Source organism: Micromonospora sp. KC207, from assembly GCF_004348615.1.
Taxonomy (GTDB): Bacteria; Actinomycetota; Actinomycetes; order Mycobacteriales; family Micromonosporaceae; genus Micromonospora.
The window spans coordinates 1-10,841 of record NZ_SMKJ01000249.1 but is presented as its reverse complement, the minus strand read 5'-3'; the positions used below and the strand labels follow the sequence as shown (position 1 = coordinate 10,841).

The 10,841-nt window shown below is 74.3% G+C and carries 11 protein-coding genes; all 11 read right to left on the bottom strand.

The window, feature by feature from the left end:
- On the bottom strand, window positions 1-718 hold a 718-nt coding region (locus E1258_RS25085; RefSeq protein ID WP_132405440.1), incomplete at its 3' end, for a spore coat protein.
- Window positions 715-1,446 carry a cytidylyltransferase domain-containing protein gene (locus E1258_RS25080; protein ID WP_132405436.1) on the bottom strand — a complete coding sequence of 244 codons (732 nt, stop codon included), beginning with the start codon at window positions 1,444-1,446 and terminating at the stop codon, window positions 715-717. The genes E1258_RS25085 and E1258_RS25080, both read right to left, overlap by 4 nt.
- The gene (locus E1258_RS25075) at window positions 1,443-3,293 is read right to left on the bottom strand and encodes a class I SAM-dependent methyltransferase (RefSeq protein WP_132405434.1); all 1,851 of its coding nucleotides are present in this window, start codon (window positions 3,291-3,293) and stop codon (window positions 1,443-1,445) included. The genes E1258_RS25080 and E1258_RS25075 overlap by 4 nt, the downstream gene beginning before the upstream one ends.
- Window positions 3,283-4,125, bottom strand: coding sequence for a hypothetical protein (locus E1258_RS25070; protein ID WP_007075590.1), 843 nt, complete (start codon window positions 4,123-4,125; stop codon window positions 3,283-3,285). Before E1258_RS25070 ends, E1258_RS25075 begins: the two co-directional genes overlap by 11 nt.
- 10 nt (window positions 4,126-4,135) lie before the next feature.
- Complete coding sequence (locus tag E1258_RS25065; RefSeq protein WP_132405438.1) at window positions 4,136-5,284, bottom strand: DegT/DnrJ/EryC1/StrS aminotransferase family protein; 1,149 nt, start codon at window positions 5,282-5,284, stop codon at window positions 4,136-4,138.
- Between the two features lie 5 nt (window positions 5,285-5,289).
- Complete coding sequence (gene pseB, locus E1258_RS25060; protein ID WP_132405432.1) at window positions 5,290-6,273, bottom strand: UDP-N-acetylglucosamine 4,6-dehydratase (inverting); 984 nt, start codon at window positions 6,271-6,273, stop codon at window positions 5,290-5,292.
- A 196-nt stretch (window positions 6,274-6,469) separates the two neighbouring features.
- Complete coding sequence (gene pseI / locus E1258_RS25055) at window positions 6,470-7,519, bottom strand: pseudaminic acid synthase (RefSeq protein WP_132405430.1); 1,050 nt, start codon at window positions 7,517-7,519, stop codon at window positions 6,470-6,472.
- Window positions 7,516-8,040, bottom strand: a complete 525-nt coding sequence (locus tag E1258_RS25050) for a GNAT family N-acetyltransferase (RefSeq protein WP_132405428.1) — start codon at window positions 8,038-8,040, stop codon at window positions 7,516-7,518. Before E1258_RS25050 ends, pseI begins: the two co-directional genes overlap by 4 nt.
- A complete protein-coding gene (locus E1258_RS25045; protein ID WP_132405426.1) occupies window positions 8,037-9,161 on the bottom strand; it encodes a glycosyltransferase in 1,125 nt (374 codons plus the stop codon). Before E1258_RS25045 ends, E1258_RS25050 begins: the two co-directional genes overlap by 4 nt.
- Before the next feature lie 90 nt (window positions 9,162-9,251).
- On the bottom strand, window positions 9,252-10,574 hold the full coding sequence (locus E1258_RS25040; protein WP_132405424.1) for a polysaccharide pyruvyl transferase family protein: 1,323 nt from the start codon (window positions 10,572-10,574) through the stop codon (window positions 9,252-9,254).
- Window positions 10,575-10,644: 70 nt separating this feature from the next.
- Window positions 10,645-10,841, bottom strand: a 197-nt coding sequence (locus tag E1258_RS34065) for a hypothetical protein (RefSeq protein ID WP_207919704.1), incomplete at its 5' end; no start/stop codon positions are given.

Sequence of the window (10,841 nt, the reverse complement as noted above, 5' to 3'; positions counted from 1 at the left end):
GGTCGGCGGCGGCGACCAGGGCGGGCAGGCCGTCGGTGGGCGGGTCGGGCCGCACCGCCTGCCCCCGCCCAGGGGCCAGCGCCGCCAGGTCCGCCTCGACGTCGGCGCGACCGACGACCACGGTCAGGTCCATCGGGTGCCCGGTGGACAGCAGCACCCGGGCCAGCACCGGGGCAGCCCCGAACGCGTCGGTGCCGCCGAAGAAGGCCAGCACCCGGGGCCGGGGCGTCCGCGTCGGCGGGCGGGGAGCCGCCGGCCGCGCGGCCACCACGGCGTCGCGCAGCAGGGGGTACGCCGTCCCGGCGAGCAGCCGGCCGGGCAGCGGCCCGTGCGTCGCACCGAGGTTCTGGTCCAGGTACACGTCGGCGTCCTGCCCCCGGGTGTCACCGTCGACGACGGCGAGGGTCACCACCCCCGCCGCGCGCAGCGAGCCCGCCCCGGCCGGGTCCAGCTCGTACGAGTCGAGCACCACCACGTCGAGGCCGTGCCGGCGGGCCGCCGCGACGAGGTCGTCGGGGCGCTCCGGGCCGGGATGCAGCGGGATGCCCCGGTCGGCGAGCTGCCGGGCAGCCCAGCCGACCCCCTCGACGGTGCCGAAGAAGTCGACCCGGTGGCCCCGGGCGAGAAACTCCTCGGCCAGGGCGAGGCAGCGCACCAGGTGCCCGACCCCCCGGGTCGGCCCGGCGTCGCAGCGAACCCCGACGCGTACCGTGCTCAGGACTCCTCCAGCCGCTTCTGCCGCACCGAGGCGTTCAGGGCACGCAGGGCCGGTTGGCCCGCCAGCCAGTCGGCGAGCTTGGCCAGCGGGACGCTGACGTCGCCGAAGTGGTCGGTGACCGCCCTGACCAGCGCCCAGTCCTGCTCGGTGTCGAGGGTGAGCCGAAGGGTCGACCGGTCGGGGGTGAGCGTCACCCCGAGCACCCGGAACAGCTCCGGATGGGTGTACGCGTACGAGGTTACGTGCACCCGGTGGTGGTCGGCGGCGATCCGGTGCAGCGTACGCAGCGTGTCGGCGCGGATGATCTCCACGTCGAGCCCGCGCGGGAGGGTACGGGCGATGGAGGTGCTCGCGTAGTCCAGCCCCGGCACGGCCCGGTACACGTCGGCGACCAGCCGGACGATCTCCGGGTCGAGCAGCGGGCAGTCGGCGGTGAACCGCATGACCGCGTCGCCGGGGTGCGCGTCCAGCGCGCCGACAAACCGGTCGAGCACGTCGTCGACGGAGCCCCGGTGGCAGGCCACGCCGAGCCGGGCGCACTCGGCGACCACGGCGTCGTCGACGGCGTCGGTGCTGGTGGCCACGACCAGGTCGGCGAGCACCCCGCCGTCGGCGGCGGCCCGGACCACCCGGCCCAGCACCGAGCGCCCGGCCAGCGGGCGCAGCACCTTGCCGGGCAGCCGCGACGACCCCATCCGGGCCTGCACGATTCCCACGATCCGCGTCACCGCTGCTCCTCCTCGCCGTGCCGGGGCGCGAGGACGTCCTTGGCCCGTCGCTTCGCCGCGCGGGCGCCCCGCTTCGCCAGCCGGGCCGGGGTGATCGCCAGCCGGCCGACCCGGTAGCTCAGCGAGCCGCTGAGCAGGTTGATGGTGGCGTCGGCCCGGCGCAGCGCCCGCTCCCGGGAGGTGAGCAGCTCCTCCGTCCAGCGCAGCAGGGCCGCCAGCCGGGTCAGCTCGTCCTTCTGCCGCAGCCACGCCTCGCGTAGCTGCTGGTGGCTGTCCAGGCCCGGCGGAGGCGCGGTGGGCTCGACCGCGCGCAGCTCGTCGGCGAGGGCGACGCGGTCGGCGCCGTCCAGCCCGCGCAGCGCGGCGGTGACCGCCACCTCCGCGTCGACGGCCGCCGTCACCGTCGCCCGGTCCAGGTCGCGGCCGGCGGTGCCGGCCAGCACCACGGTCAGCCCGGCCACGTCGAGCGTGGACGGCCAGGGGTGGGCGTACCCGCCGGTGGCCAGGGCGGCGGCGAACCCCCACAGGCCCCGGGCCAGCGTCACGTCCACCGGCCACGGGTCGCTGGCCCGCCAGCTCGGGTCGAGCACCGCGAAGACCAGGGGAGTCCCGGCGTCGGTGAGCACGACGTTGTCGAGGCTGGCCAGGGCCGTCGCCCCGGTGAGCCGGCCGGCGTCGTCGGCGTGCGCGTCGAGCCAGTCGGCGTACCCGCGCAGCAGCCGGCGCACGGCGGCCAGGTCGCGGCGCAGGCAGGCGTCGAGCAGCACGGTGCGCAGCAGCCGCCCCTCGGGCACCGGGCCGGTGAGCACGGCCGGGTCCCGCCAGGCCGCCGCCCGGGTGGCGAACGGGGCTTCGGAGGCCGCCGCGACCGGGCCGGGCACCCGCCACCGCCAGCCGTTCGCCGCCGCCGTCACCTCCACCACACCGATCCCAGGCGGCCCGGTCTGCGCCCAGAGCACCGGCAGCGCGCCGGGTCCGGTCTCATCGCCCGGGGTGGGGACGGCCGGGATCGGCGAGTCGCCCGCGCGGTGGGCCAGCACCAGCCAGCCCGGGGCGAGCGCGGCGCCCAGCCCGGCGTGCAGCGCGTCGACCGCGAGCCGGGCCGGGTCCTGGAGCACGGGGCCGTCGGAGCGGTCCCGCGCGCACGCGCCGTGCAGCATCGCGTCGAGCACCGCGCTCGTGGGGCGCGCGGCCAGCGCCCCGGTGTCGACCAGCACGGTCGGCGCGGCCGGGTCGGGGTACGCGGCGAAACACCCGCCGGCGCGCAGCCCCACCCCGGTCAGCCGGTCCCGCACCTGATCCAGGTTGGCGGGGCGGCCGGCGTCCAGCGCTCCGCCGATCGTCCAGTCGGCGTCGTCGCGCCCGACATACCAGGGCGCGGCGTCGACCATCCGGGTCAGCCCCACCGGGTTGTCCACCCGCAGCAGCAGGCTCCCGCCCGGGGCGAGCACGGCGGCGAACCGCCGCAGCAGCTCGTCCCAGCCGACCGGGGTCCCCTCCACCGACTCCACCGCGTCCAGGCCGGCGGCGGCGATCACCACGTCGAACGTCTCGTCGGCCGGCAGCCCACCGGGGCCGCCGACCACCACCCGGACGGGGCGGTCCTCGGCGAGGGCCGCCCCGTCCGGCCAGCCGCGTAGCAGGCAGGTGACCTCGGCGTGGGCCAGCCGGTCGACCAGTTCGGGATCGTGCGGCCCGGCCAGCAGCACCCGCGCACCGACCGGCACGACCCGGGCGGCGAGCGCCGCGAGGGGCCCGCCGGCGGGCAACCGCCGGGCCGGCCGGTCCGACCAGGTCAGCATCTCCCCGCCGGGCAGGGCGATCCGGGGCGAGGTGTCAGTGGTCAACGGGTTCCTCCTGGAGGGTCGCCCAACCCAGCAGCTCACGCAGCTCGGCCGGCGTACAGCGGTGGTCGGTGCCCAGTTCGGCGCGGGCGATCTCGACCGCGGTCGGCAGGTGCACCGACTCGCCGTGCAGGTCCGGCCACTGGCGGCGGATGCGGGCGGTGCCGCCGAACGTCGGGTCCTCGTCGGCGAGGATCATCGGGTCGCCGTAGACGGCCGGCTCGCAACCGGCCGCGATGCCGTAGAAAATGGCGCTGGTCAGCCGGTTGGACGCCACCCGGCGGTGCCGGCGCAGCTCGGTGAGCTGCTTGTCGAGGAAGAGCGGGTCGGTGTCCTTCCACCAGTGGCCCCGGTAGCCGTGGCAGATCACCCGGAACCCCGCCTGCTCGTAGAGGCGGCGGACCCGGCGCATGCCGTACTCGTGCCAGTAGAGGCAGACGGTCACCGGACCCGGCTCGGTGGCGCGGATGCGGGCGATCAGCTCCCGGTGGTCGCCGCGCACGTGCTGGCCCTCCCAGCCGTGGAACGGGTACCAGATGGTGCCCTCCCGCTGGGGCTCCGGCGGGTCGTCGGCGCGCAGCGCCAGCAGGTACGCGAACGGCGCGCCGGTCACCACGACGTTGCGCCGCCCCACCGACCAGGCCCGCCGCCGGGTCTGATCGGACCACAGCAGGCTCGGCGTGCCCTCGACGTACGGGTGACCGGGGGCGAGGCCGTCGCCGATGTTCCAGCCGTGCTGGACGTACCCGTTGATCCGGGGCGGGTGCCCGTCGCCGAGGCCGCAGTAGCGGGCCAGCACGTGTGCGTGGCCGTAGAAGTGGTTCGCGTGGTGCATCCCGGTCCCCTCAGGCGGCGGCGCGCGCCGGGGCGGCGTGCAGGGCGTCGGCCAGGGCGTCGACCACCCGTTCCTGGTCGGCGTCGGTGAGGTCGGGGAACAGCGGCAGGGAGAGCTGCTCGGCGTAGAACCCCTCGGCGACGGGGCAGGAGCCGCGCCGGTAGCCCAGGTCCGCGAACGCCGGGTGCCAGTGCACGGGCACGTAGTTGACCTGCACGCCGATGCCGGCGGCGCGCATCGCGTCGTACACGGCGCGGCGGCGGCCCTCGTGCACCCGGATCGGGTACAGGTGCCAGGCCGGGTCGGCCCAGGACCGCCGGCCCGGCACCGACATGCCGGGCAGGTCGGCGAGGGCCTCGTCGTACCGGGCGACCAGCTCGGCGCGGCGGGCCAGGAACCGGGGCAGTCGGCGTAGCTGGCTGCGGCCCAGCGCGCAGAGCACGTCGGGCAGCCGGTAGTTGAGCCCGAACTCGTGGACCTCCTGGTGCCAGCCGCCCTCGTCCGGCCAGCGCTGCTCGTCGCGGTCGCGGACCAGCCCGATGTTGCGGAAGCGCCGGGCCCGCTTGAGTAGCAGCGGGTCCACCGCGGCGACCGCGCCGCCCTCGGCGGTGGTGAGGTTCTTCGTCGGGAAGAACGAGAACGTCGTCAGGTCGGCAAGCGACCCGACCGGCCGGCCGTGGTAGGCCGCGCCGACGGAGTGGGCGGCGTCGGCGAGCAGCAGCGTGTCGCCACCGTCCAGCACCGCGCGCAGCGCGTCGTAGTCGGCGGGGTGGCCGGCGTAGTCGACCGCCGCCACGACCTTCGTCCGGCCGGTCAGCGCCGCGCCGACCGCCGCCGGGTCCAGGGTGTACGTCTCCGGCTCGACGTCGGCGAAGACGATCCGCGCGCCGAGGGCGACGGCGCTGCTGGCGGTGGCCACGAACGTCATCGGCGGGACGATCACCTCGTCGCCGGGGCCGACGCCTGCCGCCGCGTACGCCACGTGCAGGGCGGCGGTGCCATTGGACACCGCCGCGCAGCCGACCCCACCGGTCCAGCCGGCCAGGTCCGCCTCGAACGCGTCGACCTGCGGGCCGGTGGTGAGCCAGTCGCTGCGCAGCGTGGCGACCACGGCGGCGACGTCGTCGTCGGTGACGGACTGCCGCCCGTACGGGAGCATCGCCATCACGCGGCGATGCCGAGCATGTCGCGCAGCTGCTCCACGCCGAGCCACTCGTCGTTGGTGTCCGACTGGTACGCGAACCCGTCCGGCACCGGCTCGCAGTGCGCCGGCGGCTGGTAGCCCCAGGTGGCGATGGTCGGCTGCACGATGAACCGGTCGGGGGTGCGCAGGGTCCGGCGGCTGTCGTCCGGGGCGATCATCTCCTCGTGCAGCTTCTCGCCGGGCCGGATGCCGATCTCGTGGGTGGTGGCGTCCGGGGCGACGGCCTCGACCAGGTCGAGGATGCGCATGCTCGGGATGCGCGGGACGAACAGCTCGCCGCCCTGCATCTGGTCGAACGAGTCGATGACGAACTGGACGGCCTGGTCCAGGGTGATCCAGAACCGGGTCATCCGCTTGTCTGTGATGGGCAGGCTGCGGCCCTCGGCGGCGAGCCGGCGGAACAGCGGCACCACCGAGCCCCGACTGCCCACCACGTTGCCGTAGCGCACCACGGCGAAGCGGGTCGGGTGGTGGGCGGCGTAGTGGTTCGCCGAGACGAACAGCTTGTCGCCCACCAGCTTGGTCGCGCCGTACAGGTTGATCGGGCTGGACGCCTTGTCGGTGGAGAGCGCGATGACCTTCTTCACCCCGGCTTCGATGGCCGCGTCGACGACGTGCTGCGAGCCGGTGATGTTGGTGGCGATGAACTCCGACGGGTTGTACTCGGCGGTGTCCACCTGCTTGAGCGCGGCGGCGTGCACGACGTGGTCGACGCCGTGCATGGCCCGGGTGAGCCGGTGGCGGTCCCGGATGTCGCCGATGAACCAGCGCAGCCGCGGGTCGTCGCCGAGCTGCTGGCGCAGCTCGTACTGCTTGAGCTCGTCGCGGGAGAACACCACCACCCGGGCCGGGTCGGCCTCGGCCAGGACGTGCCGCAGGAAGGTGCGGCCGAAGGACCCGGTGCCCCCGGTGATCAGAATGGAGGACCCATTCAACTCGCTCAACTGGTGCTCCCAAGGTCGGTTGATCTCTCGGCCGGGGACGGTTCCGGCCGGCGGACGGATCGTGACGCTAAGCCGGCAGAGTTAACGGCCCGACGCCGCACGGTGAACGGGCACGACGCGCATGGTGAATGCGTCATGCCCGCCGAGCGTCGGTGGCGGTCCGGCGGGTGAACAGGGGGTGTCGAACCGCCACCGGTCAGACCAGGTCCCAGCCCAGCGCGGTGCCGCGGGCCACGTCGCGGCGGAACGTACGGCCGAGCACCCGGTCCAGGTCGGCCGGGGGAAGACCACCGGCCGGGCGGATCGAGCGCACGTTGTCCCGGGTCACCGGGTCGCCCGCGCGGACGTCGGCCACCACGTACAGCGACCGGCGGAACCGCAGCCCCTCCCGCTCGGTGGGGGTCGGGCCGATGGTGGTGGCGCCCAGCGCCGCCCAGGCCCGCTCGGACTCGACGCGCAGGTCGGCCAACTCGGTCGGCTCCAGCGAGAAGTCCGAGTCCACCCCGCCGTCGGCGCGGCGCAGCGTCACGTGCTTCTCGATCAGGCAGGCGCCCAGCGCCACCGCCGCCACCGGCACCCCGATGCCGGGGGTGTGGTCGGAGATCCCGACCGGCACGCCGAACGTGTCGGCCAGCACCGGCAGTCGGCGCAGGTTGCTGTCCTGCGGCGGGGCCGGGTACGAGGCGGTGCAGGCCAGCAGCACGATGCCGCCGGCGCCGCCGGCGCGGGCGGCGGTCACCGCGGCGTCGATCTCCCCGACCGTGGCCATGCCGGTGGAGATGACCATGGGCTTGCCGGTCGCTGCCACCAGCCGGATCAGCGGCAGGTCGACCAGCTCCGACGAGGCGATCTTGTACGCCGGGGTGTCCAGCTCCTCCAGCAGCTCCACGGCCGTGTGGTCGAACGGCGAAGAGAAGACCGTGAGGCCGTGCCGGCGGGCCCGCTCGAAGATCGGCCCGTGCCACTCGTACGGCGTGTGCGCCCGCTCGAAGAGCTGGTACAGCCGCTCGCCGCCCCACAGCTCGTGACCGCCGGAGATGCGGAACTCCGGCGCGTCCACGTCGATGGTCAGCGTGTCCGGGGTGTACGTCTGGAGCTTGAGCGCGTGCGCGCCGCTGGCCGCCACCGCGTCCACGATGGCCAGGGCCCGGTCGAGGCTGCCGTTGTGGTTGCCGGACATCTCGGCGACCACGAAGGGCCGCTCGCCGGTGCCCACCGCGTGCGGGCCGATCTTGACTGTCGTCATGTTCCCCTGCTCAGTTCCGTCCACACCAGCTGGTGCGGCGTGCCGTCGACGTCCCGCTCGTAGCGGCGGACGATCGTGAATCCGAAGCGCCGGTGCAGCGCCAGCACCGGCCGGTTGGTGGCCAGCGTCTCCCCGCCGAGGGTGCGCGCGCCGAGGACATCGAAGGCGTACGCGATCGCCGCCCGCTCCAGCGACAGCCAGGCCGGCATGAGCGCCCGCCGCGCGTCCAAGCCCTCGACGTCGAGGTAGAAGCCCCAGGTCAGCGCCTTGTCCGGGCTGGCCACGCCGGAGAAGGTCACCACACCGCAGGGCAGGCCGCGATGCTCGTGGACCAGCACCCGCCGGTCCGGGTCGCCGCGTACGCCCGCCCACCAGGCGGCGTGCTCGGCCGGGCCGATCTCGTGCCGGGTCAGGCTGACCTCGCGTACCTGCGGATGGTTGCGCCAGCGCAGGATGGTCGCCAGGTCGGCGTCGCGGGCGGGGCGCAAGGCGTCGGAGGCCCGGGTGGCGGTTCCGCTCATCCCCGGCCCGCCATGGCCGCGCTCTGGTCGGCGTCGCCCGCCGGGGCATCGGCGACCGGCGCCCCGTCCCCGCCCGACGCCGCCCCGGCGGGCGACGCCGACCGCAGCGAGCCGGCCAGCCGGTGCGCCCGGCGCAACGTCTTGTACGCGACGTAGCTGTCCCGGGCCACGAGACGGTGCTTCAGCCCGGCCACCCCGCCCGGCCGCGCGTACCCGCCCGACGGCAGGTACCGGCGGTAGTGCTCGGCCACCCGGCGGAAGAACCCCCGCCGCAGCCGAGGGTGCACCCGGCCGTCGTTGCCCACCACCACGAGATAGTGGTTGATCATCAGGCCGAACAGGTCCGTCCGGATCCAGTCCTCGGTGACGTGCTCGTCCACCCACTGCTGGAGGCGCTCGTACTGGACGAACGCGTCGAAGTGCCGGCCACTGCGGGTGGAGGTGATCGCGCCGAGGCGGCCCTGCCGGTAGTGGTAGCAGACCCGGTCCAGCACCCCGATCCGGTCCGCGCCGATGAGCAGCGGGTGGCTGAACGGGATGTCCTCGTACCAGCCGGGGTGGAAGCGCAGCTCCAGCTCGTCCATGAAGGCCCGGCGGACCACCTTGTTCCAGGCCGTGTGCTGTACCCGCAGCAGCTCGGGCCGGTCGGCCAGCCGGACGCACCCGTCGATCCCGCGCAGCAGGTGACTGCTCGCGTCGACCTCCATCCGGCCGCCTTCGTGCACCCGCATGTGGTCCACCAGCAGCACGTCTGGCTCGTCGCGGCGCAGCCGCTCCAGCACCACCGGCAGGGTGCCCGGGGGCAGCCAGTCGTCGCTGTCGACGAACCAGACGTACCGGCCGGTCGCCTCCGCCAGCCCCGCGTTGCGGGCCAGGCCCAGCCCGACGTTGCGGGTCAGGGAGACCACCCGCACCTGGGGCCGCCCGGCCGCGTACGACCGCAGCATCTCCCCGCACCGGTCCGGGGAGGCGTCGTCGACGGCGACCAGCTCGACGGCGTCGGCCTCCTCGGCGGGCAGGCCGCCGAGAATGGACTCCAGGCACTGGTACAGGTACGCCTCGACGCCGTGTACAGGCACGACGATGCTCAGCAGTGGGCTCCGCGTCGGCTCATTGACCACGCCCGACACCTTCGACCGCCCGGATGGACGGCCCCGGAACCTGACGTATCCGCCGGGGGTGGGCTGGTTGAACAGACCACCGACGGAGGGTTAACGGTTCAGCATCCGCTTCACCCGGCCGCCGGCCGCCCGTACCCGGGCCCGCAGCCGGTGCGCCTCGAACCCCGCTACGGTCTGCGTCAGCTCCTGGTTGCGGTCGTGCAGCCACTGGATGCGGGCGATCAGCTCGGCCGGGTCGGTGGCCGACTGCGCGCGTACCGCCGGGGGGAAGGTCGTCTCGGCGACCTGGCGGTCGAACCGGGCCGCGCTGTCGCCGTCGGCGAAGGAGACCCCGAGGTCGTGCCTGGCCAGGAACGCCGTCATCGTCGCGTACCGCGCCTTGTGCCCGTTGTTCAGCGCGGTGTAGTCGGCCTCGTCGTACAGCTCGATGGCGTCGATGTCCGGCGGGACGTCCTTCATCAGCCGGTGCGGGATGTCGAAGTACCGGGCCAGCTCCAGCGTGCGCGAGTCGTGCGCGAAGAGGTACCCCGGGATCCCCGCCACCAGCGCGGTGATGGTGCCGTGGATGCGGGTGCCGAAGTTGAAGTCGAACCGGGACAGGTACTGCATCCACGTCCACGGGTCGACGAACATCCGCACCTTGTCCTCGACGAACAGCGGGTGGGAGGTGTGGATCGGGATGGCCGCCTTCCTGCCCCGGTCCTCGGAGGCGTCGCCGTAGAGCAGGGTGCCGAGCGTCTTGAGGTCCTGCGGGATGTAGCGCAGGTTCGGGTACCGCCGGTGGTGCGAGGCGATGACCTTCGCCATCGACTTGACGTACGGGGAGACGGTCAGCGCCACCCGGTCCTCGACGGTGAGCGTGTACTTGCGCTTCTCCACCCGCAGGTGCTCGCCGTGCAGGAACATCGACGGGCAGCCGATCACGTCGACGGCGGAGAAGCCCAGGGTCCGCAGGTACCCCTCGGTGATCTCGCCCCGCACGCCGATGGTGTGCGACCGGTCCAGCACGGCCGAGACGAACGCCTTCACCGCGTCGTCGATCGGCCGCAGGTACTCCCGGTCGCCGTCGACTTTGGTCTGCGCGCCGACCCCGAACACCACCACCGGGATCTTCAGTCGCTCGATCAGCCGGGTCATGGCGACCAGGCGGTGGGCGTAGCTGCGCCGGAACGCGTTGGCCAGCGGCACCACGAACACGTCGTACCGTTCGTTGATCTCGTCGGCCTCGCGCGGGTTGACCCGGAACTCCGAGGAGCTGACCTCCGCCGTCGCGGTCCGCAGCAGCTTGTGCGCCGCGTGGCTGAACACGAGGTTGCCGGCGTTCTCACCGATCCAGTTGCGCTCGAACGTCTCCTCCGGCGAGTAGACGTCGAATGGACCCTTCCTGGCCCGCAGCAGGATCCGCTGGTGCATCGGTGTGTCCCTCTCGTCGTGGCCGAGACCGCGATATTAGGCCATCGGACACCCGCCGTCGCCATGCGCGTCACCCCACGGCCAACGGCGGACGGCGCGGCCGGCCGCACCGGGTAGGGTGCCCGCGGGCGGCACCGAGCGGCCCGTCGCCACCGGGGCGGCGGCGCCGGCCCCGGACGTCTGTGAGGAGGAGAGCGGTGGTGGTGACCCGCGCGGACGGCCGGACCGCCGGCAGGCCCAGCGCCCCGACCGTCGTACGCCCCGACG

Bases quoted from the DNA above. Each gene is read 5' to 3' on its own strand.
- pseI (WP_132405430.1), bottom strand. From the start codon at position 7,519: ATGACGACAGTCAAGATCGGCCCGCACGCGGTGGGCACCGGCGAGCGG.
- E1258_RS25050 (WP_132405428.1), bottom strand. From the start codon at position 8,040: ATGAGCGGAACCGCCACCCGGGCCTCCGACGCCTTGCGCCCCGCCCGC.
- E1258_RS25040 (WP_132405424.1), bottom strand. From the start codon at position 10,574: ATGCACCAGCGGATCCTGCTGCGGGCCAGGAAGGGTCCATTCGACGTC.
- E1258_RS25065 (WP_132405438.1), bottom strand. From the start codon at position 5,284: ATGCTCCCGTACGGGCGGCAGTCCGTCACCGACGACGACGTCGCCGCC.
- E1258_RS25070 (WP_007075590.1), bottom strand. From the start codon at position 4,125: ATGCACCACGCGAACCACTTCTACGGCCACGCACACGTGCTGGCCCGC.